The organism is Nocardia sp. CNS-044 (assembly GCF_059570515.1).
In genome coordinates this window covers 462,670-488,858 of sequence record NZ_JCANSX010000010.1, presented here as the reverse complement: position 1 = coordinate 488,858, position 26,189 = coordinate 462,670, and the positions used below count along the sequence as shown (strand labels likewise).

Below are 26,189 nucleotides of genomic sequence, written 5' to 3'. Positions count from 1 at the left end.
CGCCGCGGTCCCGGGAGGGCCTGTGACCAGAGATCATGCGCGGTCTGGTGACGGATTGCCGTCCGACAGCGTCGTCTCAGGCGGTCAGTAGGTCGTCGAGGTGAGGCGCCACGCGTCGCGCTCGACCATGTCGAGCACCAGCGCGGCGATGTTCCACGCGTCGTCCTCGCCGCGGTGGTGGCGACCCTCCAAAGGCAGACCCGCGATTCGCAGGGCCTCCGCCATGCCCTGGCGACGCTGGAGTTCGTAGGCCTCCGAGAACACCAGCTTCGCGTTGGTGTGCCGTTGCCCGAAGGGATACGCGACACCGGTCATGGCGCACTGGCTGGCGAATTGCTTGCGGTCGTAATCGCCCCAGCTCGCCCAGGCGCGGGCTCCGGCATCGTGCTCGGCGGCGAGGATTCGACAGGCCTCGGCGAACGAGACGCCGGTGTCCACCTCGTCCTGGGTCAGTCCGGTCAGTTCGGTGCAGAATTCGCTGACCGACGAGCGCTCGGGCCGAACCAGGATGCGGTGCTTGCCGATTCGTTCGCGCGCCGCGAGATCGACCACGGTCAGGCCGATCTCGATGATCTCGCTCACCGCGCCCGCCGGAGCGCGGCCCGACCAGCACGTCGCCTCGACATCGACGACGTTGAGCAGTGCCGCGTTGTCCTTCATTCCGCCGACATTAGGCCCAGCGAGGGCAACGGCTCCACCGAATTTCGGCTGCCCACAAGGTGGTTCACCGGGCGTCGACGAACTGTCCCAGGCCGTCGAGCAAGCGGTGCAGCCCGAATTCGAAGGCGCGGTCGGGATCGTATGCGGCGCCGTATTCCGCGCCCGCGGCGCCGCCCACGCGAACGGCGGTGGGAAACCGGGCCGGATCGATGACGTCCGCGAGCGCGGGCTGGTAGGCGTCCCACCACTGCTGGTCGGTGCGGCCGGTCTCGGCTTCGGCGCGGGCGGCGTCGACGGCGGTGCGGGCCGCGCCGCGCACGTAGTCGTTGACCAGGGTGACGACGAGGTCCATCTCGGTGTCGGACAGGCCGAGATCGTCGACCGCGCGCAGTTCGTAGTCGTACTTGGCGGTCAAGTTGGGTCCGGGGATGGGCCTGCTCGCGGCGATCTGCAGCAGCCACGAATGCGTCAGGTACATAGTCCGATTCGCGCGAGCGATCCCCTCGAGCCGCGCTCGCCAACCGGACGGCGCGTCGTCGGGCATCGGATAGTCGCGGTAGACACGGTCCGCGATCAGATCCAGCAGTTCGGCCTTGCTCGGGACGTATCCGTACAGCGACATCGCGGTGACACCGAGCTCCTCGGCCACGCGGCGCAGGGTGACCGCGGCGAGCCCGTCCGAGTCGGCGAGCCGGATCGCCGTCTCCGCGATGTCGTCGACGGTCAGCTTGGGTTTCGGGCCACGCTTCGGCCGCGGCGGCAGTCCCCACAGCAGCTCGATCGTGCGCTGGGGATCGCCGCTTCCGCTGTAGTCCATGCCCACATCATCTCCGACGGTCCGCGACCCGACACTTCGACCCTTGCGAATTCTCTACAACGTATCCTAATCTCGAATTACTTACTGCGTAGAGAGTTTGGAGTCGAAGATGGGCGACGCGATCGTCTGCGACCAGGTGCGCAAGCGTTACGGCGGCACCGCGGCGTTGGACGGGTTCGATCTGGTGGTGCCGCGAGGGATGGTCTACGGGCTGCTCGGGCCGAACGGTGCGGGCAAGACGACCGCGGTGCGGATCATGACCACCCTCACGCGGCCGGACTCCGGGGCGGTGCGGGTGGCCGGGCTCGACGTCGTGGGGGACGCGGCGCGAGCGCGACACCGTATCGGGCTGGTCGGTCAACAGGCGGCGGTGGACGAGGTGTTGTCGGGGCGGCAGAACCTCGAAATGTTCGGCCGCCTCTATCATCTCGGCGCCGCCCGCGCCCGCGATCGCGCCGCGGAGTTGCTGGAGTGGTTCGGCTTGGCCGACGCCGGTGACAAGCCGGTCGAGCGGTACTCCGGCGGAATGCGGCGGCGACTCGATCTGGCCGTGGGGTTCCTCGTCGCGCCCACGGTGCTCTTCCTGGACGAGCCGACCACCGGTCTGGACCCGCACAACCGCAACCAGGTGTGGGAAGCGGTCCGCGGTCTGGTCGCCGCCGGGACGACCGTCTTGCTGACGACGCAATATCTGGAAGAGGCCGACCAACTCGCGGCGCGGATCTCGGTGGTGAACCGCGGGCGCGTCATCGCGACCGGAAGTCCGCGAGAGCTGAAGTCCCAGCTGGGTGGCGACCGGATCGACGTCGTCACACGGGACACCAGCGATCTGGGCGCGGCGGTCGATTTGCTGCGGACGCGGTTGCGCACCGCGCCGACGGTCGACCCCGACGCCCGCCGCGTCAGCGCCCCGGTCGACGACGCCGTCGCCGGGCTCACCGATATCGCCCAAGCCCTCCGGGACGCGCGCATTCCGGTCGAGGACCTCGCCGTTCGCCGTCCCACCCTCGACGAAGTCTTCCTGCACCTGACCACCGAGGAGTCCCGAGTATGACCATCTCCACCGCGCGAATCACCCCGTCTGTCAAGCCTTTCCGGCTCCGCGCACTGGGGTGGGTGCTGGCCGACGCCGGCACGATCGCCCGCCGCGACCTCGCGCACTGGCGGCGCAAGCCGGGCGCTGTCGTGACCAACGCCCTGGTGTTCCCGATCATGATCGTGCTCATGTTCGGGTATCTGCTCGGCGGCGCTATGACCGTCCCTGGCGGCGGCAGCTACCGCGAATTCCTGCTACCGGGCATGTTCGCCATGACCATGGTTTTCGGCATCGGCGCCACCATGGTCGCGGTCGGGTCGGACGCCGCACGCGGCATCACCGACCGATTCCGTTCCATGCCCGTGTCGTCGTCGGCCGTGGTGCTCGGCCGCGCGTGTGCCGACATGCTCGAGTCCACGGTCGCGCTTGCCGTGCTGCTCGGCTGCGGGCTGGCCATCGGGTGGCATCCGCGCAACGGGCTCGCCGACGCCGCCGCGGCCGTCGGACTGCTGTTGCTGCTGCGGTTCGCGTTCCTGTGGATCGGCGTCTATCTCGGATTGCTGTGCTACGGCAATCCGGAAGCCGTCACCGCCGTGCGCACCCTCGAATTCCCGATCGGCTTCCTCGCCAACCCGTTCGTCGCGATCGCCACCATGCCCGCGTGGCTCGGCGCCATCGCCGCATGGAATCCGCTGTCTTCCACTACGACCGCCGCGCGCGAACTGTTCGGCAATCCCACCGGAAACGACCACACCTGGATCGCCGAGCACGCGATCCTCATGGCCGTCGTGTGGCCGCTGGTGCTGATCGCGATCTTCCTGCCGTTGTCCGTCCACCGCTTCCGGCGCCTGAGCAGCTGACTGCCTGTCGATCGGCAACCTGGAAGGCGCGGGACAACAGGCAGCGCCGCCGGTGCTGGCCGAGGATTCAGGCGGATTTCGGCAGCCCGGCCAGGGCGCGGATCGCGTCCGTGAGCGAGATCGGGTGGTCGTGTTCGATGGCGGCCAGCCCGGTCTCCAGGAGTTGGCGCATCAGCATGGATTGGGTGATGCCGCGATCGGCGGCCGCGGCCTTGATCCGGGCGTCGAGGTCGATCGGCATCTTCAGGGACCGCGACACCATGATGCCTTCGGGGCCGGGCGTCGGGGGCAGCTCGACCGGTTCGTCGGTGTACTCCAGACGTGCGGCGAGAGCGGCCATCTCTTCGGGGGTGTCGGGCCATTCGGTGCTGCTCATCGCGTCTTCTCCCACTTGCTGAATTCCTGGAGTTGATTCGAGGTCATCGGCTGGGCGGCGACGATCTGATGATCGAAGCCGTCCGACGCCCGCAGGGTGACGATCAGCGGCCGCCCGTCGTCGGTGCGCCCCCAGATCGTCAGCGCCGTCAACCCGGTAGTCGGATCGACGCCACGTCGCGGCCAACGACGATCGGCATAGAGCACCTCGATCACCTCGTGGCGCTCGATCCCGGCCAACGCCAGAACCGTGACAATGCCGTACCACCACTCGTAGGCCACCTCTCGATCCTACCGTGCCGGTACCACGCGCGTGGTACCTCCTGTTCGAACCCTGGAATCAGCGGTCTGCGGCGGGCCGGTGATCACCGAGGCGGGCCACTGTCGAACGTGGTCGGATTGGCCCGCTGAGGCCAGCCACTGGTCAGGGGATGAGCACGACTTTGCCCATGGTGGCGCGAATTTCGATGGCGCGGTGTGCGTCCGCCGCGTCCGCGAGGTCGAAGCGGTGCAGCGCGGGGCGCAGGCGCCCGGCGGCCGCCTCCGCCATGGCACGGTCCTCGAGGACGCGGATGTCACCGCCGACTCGCCGCAGCATCGGCGGCCCGAGCACGACCTGCGAGGTGATGCCCCGCTCGGCCAGCTCGTCTTCGGTGAAGGTCAGTGCCGTGCCGTCGTTCGGTCCTTTTCGGGCGAAACCGTAGACCAGGTGGCTGCCGCCCTTGGCGAGGAGATCGACGGCGGCCTTTGCGGTTTCGCCGCCGACGGCGTCGAAGACGAGGGTCGCGGCACGGTCGCCGAGCTGGGTGCGCACCCGTTCGGGCCAGTCCGGCAGCAGGTAGTCGACGGCGATGTCGGCGCCGTTGCCGGTCACCCGAGTTGCCTTCTGCGGACCGCCCGCGAGCCCGACCACGGTGGCGCCCACCGCTTTCAGATATTGCACCAGCAGGGTTCCGATGCCGCCCGCGGCCGCGGTCACCACCGCGACGCTGTCCGGACCGACGTCGGCGAACTGCAGGATGCCCATCGTGGTCCGCCCGGTGCCGATCATCGCGACCGCCTCGGCGGGGCCAAGATTCTCCGGAATCCGGTGCAGGCGAGCCACGTCCACGACCGTGAGCTCGGCATACCCGCCGGGCGCCGAACCGAGATGCGCGACCACCGGCTTCCCGAGCCAGTCCGGGTCGACGCCCGCGCCGACCCGATCGACCGTGCCCGCGACCTCCCGGCCGGGCACGGTCGGCAACTCCGGTGCCGGATAGGGTCCCGGCATACCGCGGCGCAGCGCGGTGTCGACGACGTGTACCCCGGCCGCGGCGACCGCGATGCGGACCTGGCCGGGCCCCGGTTCGGGATCGGGGAGGGTGTCGTAGCGGAGATTCTCGGCGGGCCCGAAGGCGTGCAGTCGGATCGCGTGCATGGTGCTCACCCTGCAACCTCGAGCGAGGTTGGGGTCAAGCCGTGCGGTGCCGGACCCGCGCGGCGAATCCGTCGCACAGCGCGTCGAGACCGGAGAACAACAGGTCCTCGGAGGTGAGATCGCTGACACCCGCGCCTTGCAGCTCGGCGAGGGCGGCGGGGACCGGTCCGTTCGGCGTGCCCTCCAGCAGCGCGCGCAGCCCGTTGTCGCCGTCGGTCTCGATGCCCTTTCGAGTCATCAGCGCCGAACTGACCTGCGGCAGGGTCGCGCCCGAGATGTAGTTCCACACCGAGAACGCCATCTGCATGGCCTCGCGCGGAGTGACGTCCAGCTCACGGAAGCCCTCGACCAGCCAGGCGAGGCAGGCCATGCTGTGCGGGCCGAAGCTGTAGCGGGGCATCGCGAAGGTCAGGATGACCCAGGGGTGGCGCTGGTAGAGCTCCCAGTCGATCTCGGCTGCGATGTGGACGCGGTCGCGCCAAGTCCAACCCTGCCCTTCGGTCGACGGATAAGGGTGGCGGCGGGTGACTTCGTCGGTCATCGCCGCGATGAGTTCGTCCTTGTTGGCGACGTGGCGGTACAGCGACATCGCGCCGACGCCCATTCGATCGGCGATGCGGCGCATGGACACCGCGTCGAGTCCCTCGTCGTCCGCGAGGGCGATCGCGGTGTCGACGATGGCGACGCGGTTCAGCTTCGGCTCGGTCATCCCATGACTCGCTTTCGGCTCCGGGCCAGGATGCGTACACTGTACCCGGACTCATGCGTACGGCGTACGCGACACGGGAGAGGAAATCGGGATGACAGACCTGGAGACAGTGCGGCCTGCGCACGGGTCGTCCGTCGCTGTCGGCTCACGGCGCGCCTGGCTCGGGCTCGCGGTGCTGCTGCTGCCGGTGCTGCTGGTGTCGATGGACATCTCGGTGCTGTTCCTGGCCATGCCCACGCTCACCGTCGACCTCGACCCGTCCGCGGCGCAGCAGTTGTGGATTCTCGACATCTACGGCTTCCTCATCGCAGGCCTGCTGATCACCATGGGCAATCTCGGCGACCGGATCGGACGGCGCAACATCCTGCTGATCGGCGCCACCGTGTTCGGCATCGCCTCGGTGCTCGCGGCTTTCGCGCCCACCGCGGGCGTGCTGATCGCGGCGAGGGCGCTGATGGGCATCGGCGGCGCGACGCTGCTGCCGTCCAGCCTCGCACTGATCTCGAGTCTCTTCCCCGACGCGCGCGAGCGGGCCGCCGCGATCGGCGTGTGGACGGCGTTCTTCGCGGGCGGCTCCGCGGTCGGCCCGATCATCGGCGGACTGCTGCTACACCACTTCTGGTGGGGCGCGGTCTTTCTCATCAACCTTCCGGTGCTGCTGGTCCTGCTGGCGTTCGGGCCGTTCCTGTTGCCCGAGCACCGCTCGGGAGCGCTCGGCCCGCTGGATCTGCCGAGCGTCGCGCTGTCCATCGGCGGCATCCTGCCGGTGGTCTACGCCGTCAAGCACGCCGCCTCGGAAGGCATCGACGCGGCGGGCATCGTCATCGGATTGGTCGGCGTCGCGGTGCTGATCGTCTTCGTGCGCAGACAGCGCACCCTCGCCGAACCGCTGCTCGACCTGCGGCTCTTCCGGCGCGCGCAGTTCTCCGTCGCTATCGGCTCCAGTCTGGTGGGCATGATGTCGCTGGCGGCGCTGAGCTATCTGACCAGCGTCTACCTGCAGTCGGTCACCGGCCGCGACCCGCTCGCCGCCGCCTTGCTCGGCATCCCGATGGCGGTCGCGGTGTTCATCTGCTCGATGGGCGGCGCCCGCGTCGGACAGCGGATCGGCGTCCGAGCCACCTTCGTGCTCGCACTGCTCGCGTCGGCGCTGGGCAACCTGATGTTGCTCGGTGTCGGTGTGGACGGCGGGGTCGGCTGGTACCTAGTGGGCTCGACCATCGCGGGTGTCGGATACGGCCTGGCGTTCACCCTGGTCTCCGATGTCGCCGTGTCGTCGGTGCCGCCGGAGCGGGCGGGCTCGGCGGTCGGCATCTCGGAGACGAGCTTCGAACTCGGCAACGCGCTCGGCCTCGCGCTGCTCGGCTCGCTCGCGGCGCTGGTCTTCCGTTCCGGCGGCGACTACGACTCGACGCTGGGCGAGACGATCCAGCACGCGGGCGCCGACGAGGAACTGGTGCACAGCGCGGCCGCCTCGTTCGTCGACGGCATGCACGTCGCGACGACCGCGGGCGCGGGGCTGCTGGTGCTGATGGCGATCGTGGCGTGGGTGGCGACCCGGCGGCCGACGCGCGCCGGGTAAGGCATACCTCCGGTCCGCCCGGCGCGGGCTGCGGACGGACTGCGTCCGGCGGTGCTGTTTCGGTGTACTCCCGCCTTCGCTCCGGCTATGCCCGGGCTCGTCACGGACTGCGTCCGGCGGTGCTGTTTCGGCGTAATTCCGCCGTGCGCGGGCTGTCGACGGATCGCGTCCGGCGGCGCTGTCGTCGGCTGTCTCGGCCGGTGTCAGCGGCCGAACACTCCGGTCAGTATCTCCGCGGCCCACCGGTTGACCGGTGTGATCACATTGCCGTGCACCCAGCGCAACGGACGCACGACCACGACGACCCAGACCGCGGCCAGGACGAGCAGCAGCGGACGCAGCACGGTGCGGTAGACGAAACGGCACGGCGCCACGACCAGCACCCCGACGATGACGGTCGCCACCCGCCACGCGTAGCTCAGCACCGCGCGCGTCAGCATCCACAGAGGACGCAGCACCCAGCGCCCCAGCTGCACCAGCGGCCAGACCACGCACCACTTGCCGAGCCAGTACACCGTCGCGAGCAGCAGGCCGACCAGCGGTTCCAGCACCGCCCGCCACAACCACGCCAGTGCGGGCCGCAACAGCGCGCGCCACAGCCAGCGCTCGATGGCCTGGCGCAGTGGACGCAGGAAATAGTCGAGCAGCAGCGCGACCAATGGCGTCAGCACCAGACCCCACAGCACGTGCTGCAGCACCCAGCCCCAGAGAAAGTCCTTGAAGAACAGCCAGATCGGACGGATCACCCAGTACCAGACGAATCGGGCCACGGGCGCGAGCAGGCGGGTGACGAAGTAGTAGCAGGCCGCGGCGAGCAGTCGCCCGAGCAGGCGCACGCCTTCCCAGAGCAGGCGAACGGGAACGAGCAGCACGATGGCGATCACCCTGGCGATCCAGGCGCCGATTCCCGCCGGACGGGAAGGTTGTGACGACATCGTCGAATCTTCCCGCACCGGCAGGGCCCGGCGCCGCCGGGTTTCTACGCCTAGTACCGGGTAGAAACCCCCAGCGCGCCATACATTGGTGGAGTGTCCGAGACCGAGCCCACCCGCGGGCGACCGCTCGCCGAACGGGTGGCCGCCAAGCTGCTCTACCCGCACTCGCGTCCGTCCGGCGAAGACCTGCGCGCCGCGGTCGCCGGACGCAACGTGCTGATCACCGGCGCCTCGCACGGGATCGGCAAAGCCAGCACGCGCAAGCTCGCCGCGGCGGGCGCGACCGTGCTGCTGGTCGCCCGGTCCGCCGCCGAACTCGAACGGCTGGCCGCCGAGATCGCCGCCGCGGGCGGCGTCGCGCACGTCTATCCGACCGACATGACCGACATGGAGGCGGTGGACCGCCTCGCCGCAGAGCTGCTCGCCGCGCACGACCACATCGACGTGCTGATCAACAACGCGGGCAAGTCGATTCGCCGTCCGATCGACGAATCCTACGACCGTTTCCACGATTTCACCCGGACCATCGACGTGAACTATCTCGGTCCGGTCCGCCTGCTGCTGTCCCTGTTGCCCGCCATGCGATCTCGGGGCAGCGGGCACATCGTCAACATGTCCACCTGGGGTGTCCTGATGCCGCCCGCCCCGCGGTGGGCCGCCTATGGCGCGTCGAAAGCGGCCTTCGACGTGTGGCTGCGCAGCGTCGCCGCCGAGATCGCCATCGACGGACTGACCACCACGTCGATCTACATGCCGCTCGTGCACACCAGGATGAGCGCGCCCACCGACTTCAGCCGGGTGCCCGGGCTCACCGTCGACGAGGCGTCGGACCTCGTCTGCCACGCCGTCACCGCCAAACCGTCCGACATCGCGCCGTGGTGGTCGGCGCCCGTTCAGGCCTGGACCGACCTCACCAGGGGCCAGGCCAGGCGTTTCTGGGCCCGCGCCTACCGTCGCGGCGACGCGTAAGCCCGGCATCCCGCGTCGAGCGAAGGCGAAGGTATTCGGAGAATGCGCGGCTGAACGTAGTCGGTCGGCAAAATCGCGTACGGCTGGAGCGGAGGCGAAGGTGCGCATAGGGTCGAGCGATGCGGCAGACAGGTGCGACGAGCCCGGCGACGCTGTTCGCCTTGGCCGACTCGCGGCTGCCGATCGGCGGGCACGTGCACTCGGGCGGCGTCGAAGAAGCCGTTGCCGCCGGACTGGTGCGCGACGTCGCGACGGTCGAGGCGTATCTGCGCCGCCGCGTGCGGACCTCCGGCCTGGTCGCCGCGTCGCTGGCCGCGGCGGTCTGCGCGGGCGATCTCGATCCGCGCCGCGCGGACGCGGAGGCCGACGCCCGCACACCCTCGCCCGCGGCGCGGTCCGCCTCCCGCGCACAGGGTCGCGGGCTGTTGCGGCTGGCCAAACAGGTGTGGCCACAACATGATTGGAACGAGCTCGCGGCACGCCCGCACCTGTCCACGGTATTCGGCGCGGTCGGTCGCGCCTGCGCGGTGACCCCGCGCGAGACGGCCGATGTCGTCGTCTACACCACGCTCACCGGCGCCGCCACCGCCGCCCAGCGATTGCTCGCGCTCGATCCCGCGGCCGTGGCCGCCTGCACCGTCCGGCTGGCCGAGCTCTGCGACCGCACCGCCGCCGAGGCGGCCGAAGGTCTCGCCGCCCTGTCGGATCCGCTGCAGGACGCGCTCGCCGAACTGCACCGGCACCGCGCCATGCCGCTGTTCGCCAGCTGACCGACGTTCCCGAGACAAGGAGATGCCGCATGCCACCGCACCTGATCGACAGTGAACCGCACCATCATTCGCACGACCGGCCGAAGCGGGCGCGGACGGCGGGGGAGCCGCTGCGCATCGGGATCGGCGGCCCGGTCGGCTCGGGCAAGACGGCGCTGGTCGCGGCGCTGTGCAGGCAGCTGCGCGGGGAACTGTCGCTCGCCGTGCTGACCAACGACATCTACACCACCGAGGACGCGGACTTCCTGCGCCGCCACGCGGTGCTGCCGGACGAGCGCATCACCGCCGTGCAGACCGGCGGCTGCCCGCACACCGCCATCCGCGACGACATCACCGCCAACCTGGACGCCATCGACGACCTGATCGCGGCCAACCCGCCGCTGGATCTGATCCTGGTGGAATCCGGCGGCGACAACCTCACGGCGACGTTCTCCTCCGGCCTGATCGACGTGCAGATCTTCGTCGTCGACGTGGCGGGCGGCGACAAGGTGCCGCGCAAGGGCGGCCCCGGCGTCACCTTCTCGGATCTGTTGGTGGTCAACAAGACCGACCTCGCCCCGCTGGTCGGCGCCGACCTCGGCGTGATGGAGCGCGACGCGGCGAAGGTGCGCGAGGGCAGGCCGACCGCACTGCTCTCGCTGACGGAGGACCCGGCCGCGACCCCGGTGCTGGCCTGGGTGCGCGAACAACTCGCCGCAGCCGCGCGACACGATGCCGCGCCGAGGGAACCGGACCGCGGCGCGGGAGACGCGGCGACCGTTGCGCACTGACCTCAGGATCGTCGCGACGGCGGACGCGCTCCCGGAAATCCACGCGTCCGGCGGACTCGCCGCGCGCCGAACCGGTCCGCATACCGTGCACTTGGTCGGCACGGCCGCCACCCCGCTGGGCGGCGACGAACTGCACATCTCGGTGACGGTGGGCCAGGGAGCCCGGCTCGCCGTGCGCTCGGTCGCGGCGACCATCGCGCTGCCCGCCGCCGCGACCCGAATCTCGTTCGCGCGCTGGCGTTTCGAAGTCGCCGAAGGCGGCGACCTGGACGTCGAGACGGAACCGCTCATCGTGGCGGGCGGCGCGGACCACCGGGCGGTCACCACCGTTCGGCTCGCGGCCGACGCCCGTCTCCGGTTACGCGAACGGGTGCAGATCGGACGTGCCGGGGAGGACCGAGGTGCCTGGCGCGGCGACCTGATCGCCGACCTGGACGGCCTTCCGCTGCTGCGCCACCGTCTCGGACTCGGCTGCGCCGCCGCCACAGACGATGCCCTCTCGGCGTCGCGCGCCCTGGACAGCGAACTCGTCTACCCCGATGATCGGCCGGTCGAAACCTTCGGACTCCATGCGACGCGCCTGCCGCTCGCGGCGGGCGGAAGCCTGTTCACGGCGGTGGGCGCGCGGCTGAGCGCCACGACGAGCCCGCGAACCCTGAGCGACGCGGCGGTTTCGGCGCCCGCCACCGCGTGACCCTCTCGCGTAACGCGAGAAGCCGCAGTGCTCTTCAGTGCCTGAGGAACCCGGTCGCTCGCGAAATCGAAAGGGCGGGGCTCCGACCTGATGTCGAAACCCCGCCCTGTGCTCTGACTTCCGGCAAACCTTTCGTGGTGGCCGGAAGCGCCTTCCGCGCGTTCAGTCGCCGACTACCCGCGAAGGGGCGTTGAAGGCGGAGACCGCGCCGACAGCGGCACCGGCGGCCGCGCCGAGGGCGGCTGCCGGAATGGTGATCGCCGCGGCGCCGACCGCCGCACCGAGCGCCGGACCCGCGACGAGGCCGACCGGCATCAACGCCAGACCGGCCACCAGACCGACCGCTGCGCCGGTCATCGCCGAGGTGAGCGCCAACGGCACCGCCGCGCCGGCACCCGCCACCGCGCCCATGGCCGCGGTGCCGACGGTCTGACTGGCGATGCGGTCGGACCGGCTGCGCTCCATGCCGATCGAGTCGAGGAACGTCGCGAGATTCGCCTCGACCATGGCGGAGTTGTCGTTGATCTGGATCGCCTGTTCGGTGTTGATCCAGTCGGGTGTGGGAACCGTGACGTCACCGAAGCGGAACTGACCCGGCGGCGGTGCGATCGGCGGAACCGGTGCCACCGGGACCGGCGCGTGCAGCACACCGACCGGCGCGAGGTAGCTTCGATCCGGCGCGGGCCGCGACCACTGCAGCGAACTGAGGGTGTTGTCGGGAATATCGAGACCCTCGTACGGAATGGTGTTGGGCGCGTCGGCCGCGGGCCACTGCGCCGGCTGATCGGGCTGGGTGACCGGATTCGTCTCCGCGGGCGCGGCATTGGCGGTTCCGGTGCCGACGAGCGCCAACACCAGGGGGACAGCACCCGCCGCGACCATCGAGCCCACCTTCTGCCGCTGCGGGTTGGGAGCTCTGTGCTTGCCTGTGGCCATACTCACCTTTCTTCGTAGCTGACATGCTCGACGTTCCACATTCGGACCCGCGGGCCGCACGGATTGGTGGAAACGCGCACACGACAGGCGAGTTGGCGTTGCTTGATGATTGCTGGACACGCGAAAACCCCGCCATTCGACCGCTGATCGAATGGCGGGGTGATGTCATCCCCGCTGGACAGGAACTCCGGGAAAGTTAGGAGACCGCGCGGTCTGTCGCCGCTTTGCCCGGCGCGCGACCGTTGCTCGCGGGCGGCGCGCCGAGCGCGGCCGCGAGTTCGTCGGCCTCTTCCTGATCCTCGTTGACCTGTTCCAAGGCGAGCCGCGCGAACACCCACTGCTCGGTGGCGGCCATCTGGCCGCGGGTGCGTCCGAGGAAGGTGACGAACCACTGGATCACCGTGATGATCCGGCTGCGGTAGCCGACCAGGTAGTACAGGTGCAGCGCGAGCCAGGCCAGCCACGCGATGAAGCCGCCGAACTCCAGCTTGCCGACCTGGCAGACGGCGCTGAACCGCGACACGGTGGCCATGCTGCCTTTGTTGAAGTACTTGAACGGCTTGCGTTCCGCGGGCGCCTGGCCCTTGAGCCCGGCCTTGATCTGCTTGGCGGCGTAGGTCGCGCCCTGGATCGCGCCCTGCGCCTGACCCGGCACGCCGGGCACGGCCATCAGGTCGCCGACCACGAAAACGTTGGGGTGGCCCTTGATGGTGAGATCGGGTTCGACGACGACGCGCCCGGCCCGGTCCACCTCGGTGCCCTCGGAGCGCTCGGCGAGCATCTTGCCCAGCGGGCTCGCCTGCACGCCCGCCGACCAGACCTTGCACGCGGATTCGATCCGGCGGATCGTGCCGTCGGCGTCTTTCACCGTGACGCCGTGCGCGTCGATGTCGGTGACCATGGCGTTGAGCTGGATCTCCACACCCATGTTCTCGAGCCTGCGCTTGGCCTTGCCGCCCAGCTTCGGGCCCATCGGGCCGAGCACCGCGCCCGCGCCCTCGATCAGGATGACCCGCGCGTCGCGCGGATCGATGTTGTGGAAGGTGCCCTCGAGCGTGCGGTCGGCGAGTTCGGCGATCTGCCCGGCCAATTCGACGCCCGTCGGTCCGGCGCCGATGACGACGAAGGTCAGCAGCCGGTCGCGCAGTTCCTGGGTGGTCGCCAGTTCCGCGCCCTCGAACGCGCCGAGGATGCGGCCGCGCAGTTCCAGCGCGTCGTCGATGGTCTTCATGCCGGGGGCGTAGGTGGCGAACTGGTCGTTGCCGAAGTACGACTGCTGCGCGCCGGTGGCGACGATCAGGCTGTCGAACGGCGTGACCGTGTTCTGGTTCAGCAACCGTGAGGTGACCGTCTTCTCCGCTAGGTCGATGTCGATCACGTCGCCGAGCAGCACCTGGGCGTTGCGCTGCTTTCTGAGCACGAGCCGGGTCGCTGGCGCGATCTCGCCGACCGAGAGGATGCCGGTGGCGACCTGGTAGAGCAGCGGCTGGAACAGGTGCGTGGAGGTCTTGGAGATCAGGGTGATGTCCACGTCGGCGCGCTTGAGGTGCTTGGTGCCGAACAGGCCGCCGAAGCCCGAGCCGATCACCACGACCTTGTGACGACGGTTCTCGACAGACTGAGTGCTCATCGTCCTGCTCCTCGACAATCGGGGGGCTCGTTCCCCCGCGAACGGTTACCGACAACGTTCAACCGTAGTCGGCCCGCCCTGGACCGTCACGACGAGATCCCCGATCCGGGCGTGTGGTGCGGTGAAGCCTCACCGTCGGCGGGCCGCGGAAGTGAAGGTCACGGCGCCCGATCCGCCTGAACGACTGCGAAGAAGAGAATACGATGAATGCTGTCGTTCAGGGAGGTGTGCGATGGTCGCAGAAGACCGGGTCGCCGTCCGAAAGCGCAGCGTGCGCGCCGCATCGGAGAACGCGGATCTCATCGACATTCCCCAGGCGAGCGTCATCGATCGCGTGCTGCGCAGGCTGCCCGAACGCCACCGGGTGCTGGCCGCCCCGCCGCGCGGCAGCACGACCGTTCCGGTGCACGGCGATATCGGGCTGCCTTATCTCGGCCGCGCGTTGCACTACATGCGGTGGGGGCCCGCCGAGATGGTGGACCGCCACCGCCGCTACGGACCGGTGGCGTTGAACACCTCGCTCGGCATCGACCGGGTGCTGGTGTCCGGTCCGGAGGCGATCGACGAGGTCCTCGGCAGCCGCCGCCGCGATTTCGGCCAGGGCTGGGACTACTTCATCGGCCCGTTCTTCCGGCGCGGGCTGCTGCTGCTCGAATTCGACGAGCACATGTACCACCGCAGGATCATGCAGCAGGCCTTCACCAGGGAACGCCTCGCCGCGCATCTGGCGACCCTGACACCGATAGCGCGGGCGGCGGTGGCGCGCTGGGTGCCGCCCGGCCGCGACCGGACCACCGTGCGGCTCTACCCGACCGTCAAAGAGTTGACGCTCGAGATCGCGGGGGAGACCTTCATGGCGGTCGACGTCGGCGCGCGGCGGCGCGACCTCATCGACGCCTTCGTCGACTGCACGCACGCCGGTCTGTCGATCGTGCGCCACCCGGTTCCCGGCGGGCACTGGCGCGCGGGCCTGCGTGGCAGGCGCGTGCTCGAGCAGTACTTCACCGAGATGCTGCCCGCCAAACGGCGCTCGCAGGACGCGGACTTCTTCTCCGGCCTGTGCCACGCCCGCAGCGAGGACGGCGCGGTGTTCTCCGACGCCGACGTGGTGAACCACATGATCTTCCTGATCATGGCCGCCCACGACACCACGACGACCACCGCCACCGCGGTCGCCTACTACCTGGGCAAACATCCGGAATGGCAGCGCAGGGTACGCGCGGAGGTGCTCGCGGTGGATGCCGAAACCGGCGACGTCGCAACGACCATCGCGGACCTGGACCGCCTGCACGATCTGGACCTCGTGGTCAAGGAGTCGCTGCGGTTGATGCCGCCGGTGCCGGGTCTGGTGCGCCGCGCCGTGCGCGACACCGAGATCCTCGGCCACTACATTCCCGCGGGCACCGCGGTCGACCTGGCCTATCAGGTCAACCACCTGCTGCCCGAGCTGTGGACAAGGCCCGAGGTGTTCGATCCGCTGCGCTTCGCCGAACCGCGCCGCGAGGACCACTCGCACCGGCTGGCGTGGCTGCCCTTCGGCGCGGGCGCGCACAAGTGCATCGGCATGCACTTCGGCACCTTCGAGGTGAAGACCCTGATCTCGGCGATGGTGCGCGAATACGAGTGGGAGATCCCCGGCGACTATCGAATGCCGTGGGGATTCACCACGATTCCGTTCCCGCGCGACGGCGCCCCCATGGTGCTGCGCCGCCGCGCGTGACCGCTGGTCAGCGACCGGCGAGCAGCATTTCCGCGACCTTGGTGTCGGTCTCGGCTCCCTCGGTGTAACCGCCCGCGTCGCCGAGCGAGCTCATGATCGCCAGCGTGTACCGCTCGTCGGGGCCGGCGAAGCCGACCGAGTTGACCACCCAGCCGCCCTGCTCGGCCGACCAGCCGTTCTTGAGTCCCGGCCGCATGCGGGCGCCCGCGCCCCAGACGCCCCAGTGCTGGTTGTAGTCGACCGAGCGCATCCGGTCGAGCAGGTAGTTGCGGTCGTCGGGGTGCATCCCGGTGAGCACGTGATCCATCAGCCGGTCCAGGTCGGCGGCGGTGCACTTCTGGAACGACCAGTCGGGGAAGAGCGCGGTGCTGGTGGGCTGCGGGACGAGCGAGACCATGCCGTTGGCGCGGAAGGCGTTGTTGTACGCCATCCGGTCGAAGCCGGCGTACTTGTTCCAGAGCAGGTCGGCAGCGGCGTCATTGGAGGTGGCGAGCATGGCCTCCAGCAGATTGCGGTCTTCCGGCGAGAGCGCGATGGCGCCGACGCGGGCGCGATTCAGCAGATCGGCGGCGATCGCGAGCTTGATGGTGGAGGCCGTCCACACGGAATTCTCGGCGTGCTCGTTCGCGTACACCCCGCCGGTCACCCGGTCGCGCACGACGTAGCCCGTGACGCCGGGGCGCGTCTTCAGGTAGGCGTCGACCGCGGCGATGCGACTGCTCATGTCGCAATCGAAGCCGGCCAGGCACGCGGCGGAGGCGCGCGGCGCGGCGGTACCGGGGAGCAGGGCGGGCGCACTCGGGATCAAGATCGCCGCGGCGGCCAGGACACAGGCGGATGCGGCCACGCGGGGAACTGTCCGGGTGGCGGCCATGGGGTAACGCACGAGGGACCACGATCGCACATCCGCGCCGCTGACGCACGTCTTGAGCTCGGCAGGAAGGTGTGTTAAGGCGACCGTTGCGCGCTTGTACCGCAGCGAGTTTCGTCGCGCCGCGATTCAGGTGAAGGCGGCGCGCAGTTCCTCGACGGTGCGTCCGTTGAGCCGATAGCAGTGCTCGAACGCCTCGGTGTGGCGGTCGCGCGGCCAGGTGTGCAGGACGACGGTGCGGCCGTAGTGGCGTGAGTTGACGAGTTCCCATCGGTCACCGATCCGGCGGACCGTGAAGCCGCCTCTCGGCAATAGGGGAATCACCATCGCATCCATGAACGCGAACCAGCCTTTCGATGCAGCTCTCCCGTTCCTCCCCGGACCAGCACTCTGGCACACGGGTCCGACGGGTCCGGCGTGACACGGCCGAGGATTCCGTTCGCGTGTGGCTCAATTCACTCGTCGACGGACGGGGCGGCGCGGTTGCGCGACGGTCGCTGGCGTATAAACGTGCAATGCCGCTGCACATCCACCGGGCCGAGCGCGCCGACGCCCTGGCGGACGCGCTGGCCGAACTGTTGGCGACGCCGCAGCCGGATCCGTTCGCGGCGGAAGTCGTCGCGGTGCCCGCCAAGGGTGTGGAGCGCTGGCTCACTCAGCGGCTGTCCGCGGTGCTCGGCGTCTCGGCAAGCGGCAGCGACGGTGTCGCGGCGAATATCCGGTTCCCGACCCCGGCGGCGCTGGTCGCCGAGGCGCTCGCGGCGAGTGCCGGTGTGGCCCAGGACGACGATCCGTGGTCGCCGCAGCGCACCGTATGGACTCTGCTGCGGGTGATCGACGCCGCGCTCGGCGAACCGTGGTGCGCGGTGCTCGCCCGCCACCTGGGCGGCGCCGACCCGTCCGGTCGCGACCACCGGATCGGCAGGCGCTACGCCACCGCGGCGCATCTGGCCGCGCTGTTCGACAGTTACGGCGCCCAGCGACCGGCGCTGATCGCCGAGTGGGCGGCGGGCGCCGACACCGATGGCGCGGGCCGTCCGGTCCCCGACGATCTGCTGTGGCAGCCCACGCTGTGGCGGCGGTTGCGCGCCGAGATCGGCCTGCCGAGTCCCGCCGAGCGATTGGACGCGGCCTGCGCCAGGCTGCGCGCCGAACCCGAACTCGTCGCACTGCCGCAACGACTTTCGCTGTTCGGGGTGACCCGGTTGCCCGCCGATCAGCTGGCGGTTCTCGCGGCGCTCGGGCACACCAGGGACGTGCACTTGTGGCTGGCACATCCGAGCCCGGTCATGTGGTCGGCGATCGCGCGGCTGTCGCCCGCGGCGTCCCGCGCGGCCGACGCGTCCGGGCGGTCGGTGCGTCATCCGCTGCTCGCCGGGCTGGCGCGGGATGTGCGCGAGTTGCAGCAGCGATTGTCCGGACCCGCGGCGGCCGGGTCGGATACGCACCTCTCGCTGTATGACGCGAATGTCGCCGGAGCGGAATCGCGGATCGCGGCCGATCGCACGAACGACGTGGTGCGGGCTGCGATCTCGGCACCGGGGGAGCGTGGTGTCCGGCAGTCGCCGACCTCGCTGCTCGCCGCGTTGCAGGCGGGCATCCGCGACGACGTGTGGCCGCCGACCGAGCTCGTCCCCGCCGACGACAGCGTGCGGGTGCACGCTTGCCACGGGCCGTCCAGGCAGGTCGAGGTCCTGCGCGAATGCCTGCTCGGCCTGTTCGCGGCCGATCCCACGCTGGAACCGCGCGACGTGCTGATCATGTGCCCGGAGGTGGAGGCGTACGCGCCGCTGGTGCGCGCCGCGTTCGGCTCGCGCGCGGGTTCCGGCGAAACCAGCACCGACGCAGCCCATCCCGCGCACTCGCTGCGGGTGCGACTGGCCGACCGCGGCCGCGGCGTGACCAATCCGCTGCTCGCGGTGATCGGCGTGCTGCTGGAGCTGGCCGACGGGCGCGTCACCGTCACCCAGGTGCTCGATCTCGCCGCGTCCGAAACCGTCCGCCGCCGTTGCGGATTCGACGACGACGCGATCGAGCGGCTGCGTGGCTGGGCCGCCGAATCCGGTGCTCGCTGGGGGATCGGGCAGCGCCAGCGCCAGGCGTTCGGGCTGGCCGATTTCGCCCAGAACACGCTGAACGGCGCGGTCGACCGGATCCTGCTCGGCGTCACCGCCGACGAATCCGCCGACGACTGGCTGGATCTCGCGCTTCCGCTGGACGACGTGGACAGCAACGACGTCGATCTCGCCGGTCGGTTCGCGGAGTTCGTCGATCGCCTCGCGGTGTGCCTGCGCGATCTGCGCGGTCCGCGTCCGGCGCACGAGTGGGCCGCTGTGCTCGGCCGGGCGCTGGACCTGCTCACCGACGTCCCCGACAGTCAAGCCTGGGTGCGCACCGAGGCGCGCAGGGAGATCGCCGCGGCCACCGAACACGCGGGCGCGGTGCCGCTGCGACTGGCCGACGTGGCCGTGCTGCTGTCGAGCAGGCTGGCCGCCCAGCCCACCCGCGCGAACTTCCGCACCGGCGAGCTCACCGTGTGCACCATGGTCCCGATGCGGTCGGTGCCGCACCGCGTGGTGGTGCTGCTCGGGCTCGACGACGAGGTGTTCCCGCGCGCGGGCGGCGTGGACGGTGACGACGTGCTCGCGCGCGATCCCCTTCTCGGCGAACGCGATCCGCGCAGCGAGGATCGGCAGCTGCTGCTGGACGCCGTGCTCGCGGCGCGGGAGAAGCTGGTGCTGTTCCACACCGGCGCCGACCCGGTCAGCGGCGCGCACCGCCCGCCGGCGATCCCGGTCGCCGAACTGCTGGACGCGCTGCGCGCCCACGTCGGCGCGGCGGGCATGGACGCCGTGCTCACCCGGCACCCGCTGCAAGGCTTCGACCGTCGCAACTTTCACGGCGATCGGCCGTTCAGCTTCGACACGGTCGCGCTGGCGGGCGCGCTGGCCGCGGGTCGCCCGCCCCAGTCTCGGCCCGTCTTCCTGCCGGAACCGCTGCCCATGCCGGAACCGTCGGATGTAGCGCTCGCCGACTTGATTTCCTTCGCCGAACATCCGGTGCGCGCCTTCCTGTGGCAGCGGCTCGGCCTGCGGGTGCCCGAACACGAAGAGGACATCGCCGACCGCCTGCCCATCGAACTGGACGGCCTCGCGAAATGGGAACTGGGCGAACGCATGCTGACCGCGCGGCTCACCGGCGCCGATCCGAACGGGCTGCGCGCCGCGGAGTGGCGGCGCGGCACCCTGCCGCCGTTCGGGCTCGGCGGCGCGGTGCTGGACGAGATCGAGCACACCGTGGACAAGCTGGTGCGCGCCTCGCTGCCGGACTACGAGGGACAGGCGAGGGCCGTCGACGTCGCCATCGATCTCGGCAACGGCCGTAGGCTCACCGGCACCGTGCCCGAGGTGCGCGGAGAAACGTTGGTGCGCACCACCTTCTCGCGCTTGGCCCCGAAACATCGCATCGCCGCGTGGGTCGCGCTGCTCGCGCTCGCCGCGACCGAGGACCGCTCCTGGCGCGCCGTCACCACCGGGCGCGGCCAATTCGGCCGCCCGGCATGGCGTTCCGTACTCACCGCGCCGGACGCGCCCGCCGCGGTGGCGATCCTGCGTGAGCTGGTGAAGCTGCGCGACGCGGGTCTGACCGAGCCGCTGCCCGTCGCCCCGGCCGCGACCGCGGCCTACGCCGAACGTCGCTTCCGCGGCGCGACCGCCGAGGAGGCCTTCGCCGCGGCCGAACGCGAATTCAACGGCGGCCCCAACGGTCCCGGTGCTTTCGGCGACCACACCGACCGCCACCTGCGCTACGTGTGGGGCTCGGCGCCGCGGCTGGAGCACTTGATGGAAGCCCCCGCTCCGGCGGGCGAGCCGGGGGAGAGCACCCGGTTCGGTGCGCTGGGCCGCCGCCTGTGGGCGCCGCTGCTCGGCGCGGAAAGCCAGGGGCAGCCGTGATCCCGACGCCGCCCCCGCGCAGGTCCCGACGCCGTCCCGGCGTGTCTGCGCGCGTTCCCGAGCGAACGTGGTGCGATTCCTCCGGGCGATTGTCCGGCGCCCGGTTCGACGAAATCCCTGTGCGGGGCGAAAGGCGGTGTGTCGCATGACCGTTCAGGACACGGTCCGCGCCCCGTCGGTGGAGGCGATCGCGTCGTTCGACCCGTACGGCCCGCTGCCGACCGGCACCACGGTGCTCGAGGCCAGCGCGGGCACCGGCAAGACGCACGCCATCGTCGGGCTCGCGGTGCGTTACGTGGCCGAGGCGGGGGTCGAGATCGGACAGCTGCTGCTGGTGACCTTCAGCCGGGCCGCGACCCAGGAGTTGCGCGAACGCGCCCGCGACCGGTTCGTGGCGGTGGCGGCCGCGCTCGCCGACGCGCAGACGGCGCCGGCACACGCCGACGACCTGGTCCGGCACTTGGCGGACACCGACGCCGCGGAAGTGCGGCGCAGGCGAGCCAGGCTGCTCACCGCGCTTTCGGATTTCGACGCGGGCACCATCGCCACCACCCACAGCTTCTGCCAGCGCATGCTCGACGAGCTGGGGCTCGCGGGCGAACACGACCCGGGTTCGCGCCTCGTCGAATCGGTCGACGAGCTGACCTGCACCGTTGCCGACGACCTCTACCTGCACCGCTACGCCCGCGCCACGCCGCCGTTCTCGCTGAAGGAGGCACACAGCCTCGCGCTGGCGGCGGTGCGCGACCGGCACGCCCGCCTGGTGCCGCGCGGCGACGGGACCGCGGGGGAGCGGGTGGCCTTCGCCGAGGCGGTGCGCGCCGAGACCGAACGCCGCAAACGCCTTGCGGGACTGCGCGATTTCGACGATCTGCTGGTGCTGCTGCACGACGTGCTCGCCGATCCCGACCACGGTCCGCGCGCCTGCGCCCGTATCCGGGATCGCTACCGCGTGGCGCTGGTCGACGAGTTCCAGGACACCGATCCGCTCCAGTGGGACATTCTGCGCCGCTCCTTCCACGGCGAGACGACTCTCGTGCTGGTCGGGGATCCCAAGCAGGCCATCTACGCGTTCCGCGGCGCCGAGGTGCTCAGCTACCTGGACGCGGTCGCGCACGCCGACCGGCGCAGCGAGCTCACCACCAACTGGCGCAGCGACGCCGGACTGCTCGCCGCGCTGGAGCGCCTGCAGGGCGGCGCCGCGCTCGGCCACCCCGAGATCACCGTCTACCCGGTCGCCGCGACGCGCCCGTGGTCGCGCCTGTCCGGGCCCGCCGAACTCGTCACACCGATGCGGATGCGGTGCCTGCCGCGCACCGGGGCGGGCCCGCTGAACAAGTCCGGCTTCCCGTCCGTCGGCCGCCAGCGCGCCAAGGTCGCCGACGACCTCGCCGCCGACATCGTGCGCCTGCTGGAATCCGATGTGCGAGTGACCGTGCCCGCGCCTAAGGCGAACGCGGACTCGGCCGCACAGGTGCGAGAATCGGTGCCGGACACCGACATCGACGGGGTCGTCCGCCGTCCGGTCGGGCCGGGCGACATCGCCGTCCTGGTGCGCACGCGCTCCCAGATCGATGTGGTGCGGGCGGCGCTGGACCGCGTCGGCGTCGCCTCGGTGCTGGCGGGCGGCACCAGTGTGTTCGGCACGCCGAGCGCCACCGAGTGGCTGTGGGTGCTGCGCGCGCTGGAACAGCCGCACCGTTCCGACCGCGTCCGTTTGGCCGCGTGCACGCCGATCCTGGGCTGCACGGCCGCCGACATCGACAGCGGCGGAGCCGATCTCGTCGGACGGGTGAGCGCGCAGCTGCGCGAGGCGGCCCGGTTGTTCGCCCGCGCCGGATTCGCCGCAGTCTTCGAAAAACTTTCCGCCGAAACCGGTCTCGCGCCGCGGCTGCTCGCGATCGAGAACGGCGAACGCCAGCTCACCGACCTCAGGCACATCGCTCAGCTGCTGGATCAGGTCGCGCTCACCGAGGGTCTCGGTTTGACCGCGCTGACCCGCTGGCTGGCCGACCAGGTGCGCGACCCCGCCGCGAGCGCCGTCGCCGACCGTTCCCGCAGGCTCGACCGCGACGCGGCGGCCGTGCAGATCGCCACGGTGCACGCCAGCAAGGGCCTCGAATTCCCCATCGTCTACCTGCCTTTCGCGTGGGACAGCGCCAAGAACCCGTACCCGGCCACGCTCCTGTTCCACGATGACGACGGCGCGCGCGTCCTCGATGTGGGCGGCCAGGAGGCCGTGGGCTACGCCGAGCGCAAGCTGCGCAGCGAGGCCGAGGAGGCGGGCGAGGAACTGCGGCTGCTCTACGTCGCGCTGACCCGCGCCATGTGCCAGATCGTCGCCTGGTGGGCGCCCGCCATCACCACTGCCGCGGCGCCGCTGCATCGGATGACCCTCGGCCGTCCCGACGGCGGTGAGGCGGTACCCGGCCGGGCCGCGGTGCCCGCCGATCAGCAGGCGGTGCCGATGCTGGCGGCATGGGCGGCCGCCGCGCCGGAGGCGATCTCGGTGACCGCGGTCGAACCGGCCGAGGACGTCGAGCCGCGGCGGGTGCGCACCGAACACTCCAGTGGTGACCTGGCCGCCGCGCGCTTCGACCGCGTCATGGACCAGCACTGGCGGCGCACCTCCTACTCCGCGCTCACCGCGGGCGCGCACGAGATCGCCACGGACACCGAGCCGGAGGACGAACGCGGGCCGGAGGACGAGCCGTCCGCGCCGCCCCTGGACGCCGCCGAACCGGCCACCGTGGCCGCCCCTTCCCTGATGAACGCGCTGCCCTACGGCGCGGAGTTCGGCACCCTGGTGCACGGCGTGCTCGAGCAGATCGACACCGGCGCGGCGGATCTCGACACCGAGGTGCACACGCGCTGCCGCGCCGCGGTCGAGGAATCGATGGCCGACATCGATCCCGCCGTGCTCGGCGCGGCGCTGCTCGCCGTGTTGCGCACGCCGCTCGGATTCGGTTGTCTCGCCGACCTTTCCCGCCGCGACCAGCTCGCCGAGCTGGAGTTCGAGCTCCCGCTCGCCGGTGGCGACACCCCGTCCGCGCGGGCGGCGACGCTGCGCGGCATCGCGGATCTGCTGCGCGAGCACCTGCCGCCGGACGACGACCTGACGTCCTACGCCGACCTGCTGGCGGGCCTGGACGACATCCAGCTGCGCGGCTACCTCACCGGCAGCATCGACGCCGTGCTCCGCGTCGCCGATCCCGACGGCACAACGCGTTTCGTCGTCGTCGACTACAAGACCAACCGCCTCGGCACCGGCGACCTGACCGTCGACCACTACACCAGGGAGCGCATGGCCGCCGAGATGCTGCGCTCGCACTATCCGCTGCAAGCGCTGCTGTATTCGGTCGCGCTGCACCGGTACTTGCGCTGGCGGCTGCCCGGCTACGACCCGTCCCGCCACCTCGGCGGCTGCCGCTACCTGTTCGTCCGCGGCATGGTCGGACCCGAGACACCGCTCGGCCGAGGTGTTTTCGACTGGACGCCGCCGGTCGCGCTGATCACGGCGCTGTCGGATCTGCTCGCGGGGGAGGTCCGATGACGTCGATTCAGTTGGCGCAGCGCGGGACCGGGCTGCTGCGGGTCTTCAACGAGGCCGGGGTCTTGTCGGCTGCGGACGTGCACGTGGCGCTGCGGCTCGGGCGGTTGGGGCGGGAGGAGTCCGAGGAGGTGCTGTTCGCGGCGGCCTTGGCCGTGCGGGCGGTGCGCTCGGGCTCGGTGTGCCTGGAGCTGAACCGGATGCGGGAGATCGGCGTCGACGCGGACGAGGACTGGGACGCGGGGGCGGGCGTCGACCCGGCGACGCTGCCGTGGCCGGACATCGCGGCGGTGACGGCCGCGCTGAAGGTCAGTCCGCTGGTCTGCGGAGGACCCGCGGGTCCGCTGTGCCCGCTGCGACTGGTGCCGCCGCAACGTGGCGACGACACCGGCCCGCTGCTCTACCTCGACCGTTATTACCAGCAGGAACAGACCATTCGGCGGGTGCTCACCGAACGCGCGGGGACCCATCCCAAGATCGACGTTCCCGTCGTACGCCGGGAACTGGACCGGCTGTTCGACAGTCCGCTGGGCGAAGGACCCGACCGCCAGCGCCTCGCCGCCGCGCTGGCCGCCACGCACTGGACCACCGTCGTGGCGGGCGGGCCGGGCACCGGGAAAACTCACACCATCGCCCGCGTTCTCGCACTGCTCGAGTCGCACCGCAGGGCCGATCCCAAGGCGGCCGCGCTGCGTATCGCGCTCGCCGCGCCGACCGGCAAGGCGGCCGCGCGGCTACAGGAGGCGGTCCGCGAACAGGCGGGCGACCTGGGCCTGCCCGAGCTGACGGCCGCCACGCTGCACCGCCTGCTCGGCTGGCAGCGCGGACGCCGCACCCGGTTCAAGTACCACGAGTTCAACCGCCTGCCCTACGACGTCATCGTGGTCGACGAGACCTCCATGGTGTCGCTCACCATGATGAGCAGCCTGCTCGCCGCGTTGCGCCCCGACACCCGGCTGGTCCTGGTGGGCGACCCCGACCAGCTCGCCTCGGTGGACGCGGGCGCGGTGCTGGCCGATCTGGTCGCCGGACCCGTTGCCGGCGAACCGAATCCGGTGCTCGATGAGATCATCGGCGCGGGCGGGCACGAGCCGGGCCACGACGCGGAGGCGCTCACGCCGTTGGAGCGAACGCGGCTGCGCGGTGGCATCGTCCGGCTCACCAGGGGGCGGCGCTTCGGCGGGCGGATCGCCGATCTGGCCGTCGCGGTGCGCGCGGGCGACGCCGACGCGGCGCTGGAGCTGCTGCGCGCGGGTGGTCCCGAGCTGTCGTTGTGCGCGCCGGAGGACACCGCGCCCGTGCGCGGGGACGTGGTGCGGGCGGCGCGGGCGGTCACCGACGCCGCGGTCGACGGCGACGCCGCCGGTGCGCTGCTCGCGCTGGAATCGCACCGGCTGCTGTGCGCGCACCGGCAGGGCCCGTTCGGCGTGGAGCGCTGGGACCGGATGGCCGCGGACTGGGCGGCGGCCTCCGGCGCGGGACCCGACACACATTACGCGGCCTGGTATCCGGGGCAGCCGCTGCTGGTCACCGCCAACGACCACGAGGCGCGCATCTACAACGGCGACACCGGCGTCATCGTCCGCATGCCCGACGGATCGCTGCGCGCTGCCCTCCAGCGCGGCAGCGAGCCATATCTGGTGCACCCCACCCAATTCCCCGCGGTGGTCACGGTTTTCGCCATGACCATCCACCGCAGCCAGGGCAGTCAGTACGACACCGTCTCCGTCGTGCTGCCCGAACCCGAATCCACGCTGCTCACCAGGGAATTGCTCTACACCGCGATCACCAGGGCGCGCAAGCACGTACGCATCATCGGCACCGACGAGGCGATCCGCGCCGCCGTGGACCGCAGGGTGCTGCGCGCCAGCGGCCTCTCCCGGCGCGAGACCCGCTGACTGGTACGCACCAGAGCAGGTTGCGCAGTGACGT

General features: G+C 70.9%; 22 protein-coding genes. 11 read left to right on the top strand and 11 right to left on the bottom strand.

Annotated features, from left to right (window positions below):
• Positions 1-84: 84 nt before the first annotated feature.
• Entirely contained in the window at positions 85-660 is a 576-nt protein-coding gene (locus T333_RS28160; protein ID WP_496426379.1) for a 3'-5' exonuclease, read from the bottom strand.
• Between the two features lie 64 nt (positions 661-724).
• Complete coding sequence (locus T333_RS28155; protein ID WP_357249190.1) at positions 725-1,477, bottom strand: TetR/AcrR family transcriptional regulator; 753 nt, start codon at positions 1,475-1,477, stop codon at positions 725-727.
• Positions 1,478-1,586: 109 nt separating this feature from the next.
• Between T333_RS28155 and T333_RS28150 the strand changes: the two genes are divergently transcribed.
• A complete protein-coding gene (locus tag T333_RS28150; protein WP_496426378.1) occupies positions 1,587-2,531 on the top strand; it encodes an ATP-binding cassette domain-containing protein in 945 nt (314 codons plus the stop codon).
• Entirely contained in the window at positions 2,528-3,373 is an 846-nt protein-coding gene (locus T333_RS28145) for an ABC transporter permease (protein WP_496426377.1), read from the top strand. The genes T333_RS28150 and T333_RS28145 overlap by 4 nt, the downstream gene beginning before the upstream one ends.
• A 67-nt stretch (positions 3,374-3,440) precedes the next feature.
• Here the strand turns inward: T333_RS28145 and T333_RS28140 are convergent, their stop codons facing one another.
• From T333_RS28140 to T333_RS28125, 4 genes are all read right to left on the bottom strand, one after another.
• Complete coding sequence (locus tag T333_RS28140) at positions 3,441-3,749, bottom strand: ribbon-helix-helix domain-containing protein (protein ID WP_355003645.1); 309 nt, start codon at positions 3,747-3,749, stop codon at positions 3,441-3,443.
• On the bottom strand, positions 3,746-4,030 hold the full coding sequence (locus T333_RS28135; protein WP_355003644.1) for a hypothetical protein: 285 nt from the start codon (positions 4,028-4,030) through the stop codon (positions 3,746-3,748). Before T333_RS28135 ends, T333_RS28140 begins: the two co-directional genes overlap by 4 nt.
• A 142-nt stretch (positions 4,031-4,172) precedes the next feature.
• Entirely contained in the window at positions 4,173-5,168 is a 996-nt protein-coding gene (locus T333_RS28130) for a zinc-binding dehydrogenase (protein ID WP_496426408.1), read from the bottom strand.
• A 34-nt stretch (positions 5,169-5,202) separates the two neighbouring features.
• Entirely contained in the window at positions 5,203-5,877 is a 675-nt protein-coding gene (locus tag T333_RS28125; protein WP_355003643.1) for a TetR/AcrR family transcriptional regulator, read from the bottom strand.
• A 91-nt stretch (positions 5,878-5,968) separates the two neighbouring features.
• Here T333_RS28125 and T333_RS28120 point away from each other — a divergent pair, with 91 nt between their 5' ends.
• Complete coding sequence (locus T333_RS28120) at positions 5,969-7,459, top strand: MFS transporter (protein WP_496426376.1); 1,491 nt, start codon at positions 5,969-5,971, stop codon at positions 7,457-7,459.
• A 203-nt stretch (positions 7,460-7,662) separates the two neighbouring features.
• Here T333_RS28120 and T333_RS28115 read toward each other — a convergent pair whose 3' ends face one another.
• Positions 7,663-8,394, bottom strand: a complete 732-nt coding sequence (locus T333_RS28115) for a hypothetical protein (RefSeq protein ID WP_496426375.1) — start codon at positions 8,392-8,394, stop codon at positions 7,663-7,665.
• A 93-nt stretch (positions 8,395-8,487) separates the two neighbouring features.
• Between T333_RS28115 and T333_RS28110 the strand changes: the two genes are divergently transcribed.
• From T333_RS28110 to T333_RS28095, 4 genes are all read left to right on the top strand, one after another.
• Complete coding sequence (locus T333_RS28110) at positions 8,488-9,363, top strand: SDR family NAD(P)-dependent oxidoreductase (protein ID WP_355003640.1); 876 nt, start codon at positions 8,488-8,490, stop codon at positions 9,361-9,363.
• A gap of 119 nt (positions 9,364-9,482) precedes the next feature.
• Positions 9,483-10,133, top strand: a complete 651-nt coding sequence (locus T333_RS28105; RefSeq protein ID WP_355003639.1) for an urease accessory protein UreF — start codon at positions 9,483-9,485, stop codon at positions 10,131-10,133.
• A gap of 29 nt (positions 10,134-10,162) precedes the next feature.
• Positions 10,163-10,903, top strand: a complete 741-nt coding sequence (ureG, locus tag T333_RS28100; protein ID WP_496426374.1) for an urease accessory protein UreG — start codon at positions 10,163-10,165, stop codon at positions 10,901-10,903.
• Positions 10,893-11,597 carry an urease accessory protein UreD gene (locus tag T333_RS28095; protein WP_496426373.1) on the top strand — a complete coding sequence of 235 codons (705 nt, stop codon included), beginning with the start codon at positions 10,893-10,895 and terminating at the stop codon, positions 11,595-11,597. Before ureG ends, T333_RS28095 begins: the two co-directional genes overlap by 11 nt.
• A 162-nt stretch (positions 11,598-11,759) precedes the next feature.
• On the opposite strand, the gene T333_RS28090 is transcribed toward T333_RS28095, so the two are convergent.
• Both T333_RS28090 and T333_RS28085 read right to left on the bottom strand, forming a co-directional pair.
• A complete protein-coding gene (locus tag T333_RS28090; protein ID WP_357249164.1) occupies positions 11,760-12,533 on the bottom strand; it encodes a hypothetical protein in 774 nt (257 codons plus the stop codon).
• 196 nt (positions 12,534-12,729) lie between these two features.
• Positions 12,730-14,163, bottom strand: coding sequence for an NAD(P)/FAD-dependent oxidoreductase (locus T333_RS28085; protein WP_355003636.1), 1,434 nt, complete (start codon positions 14,161-14,163; stop codon positions 12,730-12,732).
• A 232-nt stretch (positions 14,164-14,395) separates the two neighbouring features.
• On the opposite strand from T333_RS28085, the gene T333_RS28080 reads away from it, so the two are divergent.
• Complete coding sequence (locus tag T333_RS28080) at positions 14,396-15,883, top strand: cytochrome P450 (protein ID WP_496426372.1); 1,488 nt, start codon at positions 14,396-14,398, stop codon at positions 15,881-15,883.
• A gap of 7 nt (positions 15,884-15,890) precedes the next feature.
• Here T333_RS28080 and T333_RS28075 read toward each other — a convergent pair whose 3' ends face one another.
• Positions 15,891-16,730 carry a serine hydrolase gene (locus T333_RS28075; protein WP_496426371.1) on the bottom strand — a complete coding sequence of 280 codons (840 nt, stop codon included), beginning with the start codon at positions 16,728-16,730 and terminating at the stop codon, positions 15,891-15,893.
• A 153-nt stretch (positions 16,731-16,883) separates the two neighbouring features.
• Complete coding sequence (locus T333_RS28070) at positions 16,884-17,090, bottom strand: hypothetical protein (RefSeq protein WP_496426370.1); 207 nt, start codon at positions 17,088-17,090, stop codon at positions 16,884-16,886.
• Between the two features lie 179 nt (positions 17,091-17,269).
• On the opposite strand from T333_RS28070, the gene recC reads away from it, so the two are divergent.
• From recC to recD, 3 genes are all read left to right on the top strand, one after another.
• Entirely contained in the window at positions 17,270-20,707 is a 3,438-nt protein-coding gene (recC, locus tag T333_RS28065) for an exodeoxyribonuclease V subunit gamma (RefSeq protein WP_496426369.1), read from the top strand.
• 145 nt (positions 20,708-20,852) lie between these two features.
• On the top strand, positions 20,853-24,260 hold the full coding sequence (locus T333_RS28060) for a UvrD-helicase domain-containing protein (RefSeq protein ID WP_496426368.1): 3,408 nt from the start codon (positions 20,853-20,855) through the stop codon (positions 24,258-24,260).
• Positions 24,257-26,155, top strand: a complete 1,899-nt coding sequence (gene recD / locus T333_RS28055) for an exodeoxyribonuclease V subunit alpha (protein WP_496426367.1) — start codon at positions 24,257-24,259, stop codon at positions 26,153-26,155. The genes T333_RS28060 and recD overlap by 4 nt, the downstream gene beginning before the upstream one ends.
• Positions 26,156-26,189: the final 34 nt, after the last annotated feature.

Coding starts and splice junctions, on each gene's coding strand:
- T333_RS28115 (WP_496426375.1), bottom strand. CDS start 8,394: ATGTCGTCACAACCTTCCCGTCCGGCGGGAATCGGCGCCTGGATCGCC.
- T333_RS28145 (WP_496426377.1), top strand. CDS start 2,528: ATGACCATCTCCACCGCGCGAATCACCCCGTCTGTCAAGCCTTTCCGG.
- T333_RS28060 (WP_496426368.1), top strand. CDS start 20,853: ATGACCGTTCAGGACACGGTCCGCGCCCCGTCGGTGGAGGCGATCGCG.
- T333_RS28080 (WP_496426372.1), top strand. CDS start 14,396: ATGGTCGCAGAAGACCGGGTCGCCGTCCGAAAGCGCAGCGTGCGCGCC.
- T333_RS28130 (WP_496426408.1), bottom strand. CDS start 5,168: ATGCACGCGATCCGACTGCACGCCTTCGGGCCCGCCGAGAATCTCCGC.
- T333_RS28120 (WP_496426376.1), top strand. CDS start 5,969: ATGACAGACCTGGAGACAGTGCGGCCTGCGCACGGGTCGTCCGTCGCT.
- T333_RS28090 (WP_357249164.1), bottom strand. CDS start 12,533: ATGGCCACAGGCAAGCACAGAGCTCCCAACCCGCAGCGGCAGAAGGTG.
- ureG (WP_496426374.1), top strand. CDS start 10,163: ATGCCACCGCACCTGATCGACAGTGAACCGCACCATCATTCGCACGAC.
- T333_RS28105 (WP_355003639.1), top strand. CDS start 9,483: ATGCGGCAGACAGGTGCGACGAGCCCGGCGACGCTGTTCGCCTTGGCC.
- T333_RS28150 (WP_496426378.1), top strand. CDS start 1,587: ATGGGCGACGCGATCGTCTGCGACCAGGTGCGCAAGCGTTACGGCGGC.
- T333_RS28160 (WP_496426379.1), bottom strand. CDS start 660: ATGAAGGACAACGCGGCACTGCTCAACGTCGTCGATGTCGAGGCGACG.
- recD (WP_496426367.1), top strand. CDS start 24,257: ATGACGTCGATTCAGTTGGCGCAGCGCGGGACCGGGCTGCTGCGGGTC.
- T333_RS28140 (WP_355003645.1), bottom strand. CDS start 3,749: ATGAGCAGCACCGAATGGCCCGACACCCCCGAAGAGATGGCCGCTCTC.
- T333_RS28155 (WP_357249190.1), bottom strand. CDS start 1,477: ATGGACTACAGCGGAAGCGGCGATCCCCAGCGCACGATCGAGCTGCTG.
- T333_RS28085 (WP_355003636.1), bottom strand. CDS start 14,163: ATGAGCACTCAGTCTGTCGAGAACCGTCGTCACAAGGTCGTGGTGATC.
- recC (WP_496426369.1), top strand. CDS start 17,270: ATGCCGCTGCACATCCACCGGGCCGAGCGCGCCGACGCCCTGGCGGAC.
- T333_RS28070 (WP_496426370.1), bottom strand. CDS start 17,090: ATGGATGCGATGGTGATTCCCCTATTGCCGAGAGGCGGCTTCACGGTC.
- T333_RS28125 (WP_355003643.1), bottom strand. CDS start 5,877: ATGACCGAGCCGAAGCTGAACCGCGTCGCCATCGTCGACACCGCGATC.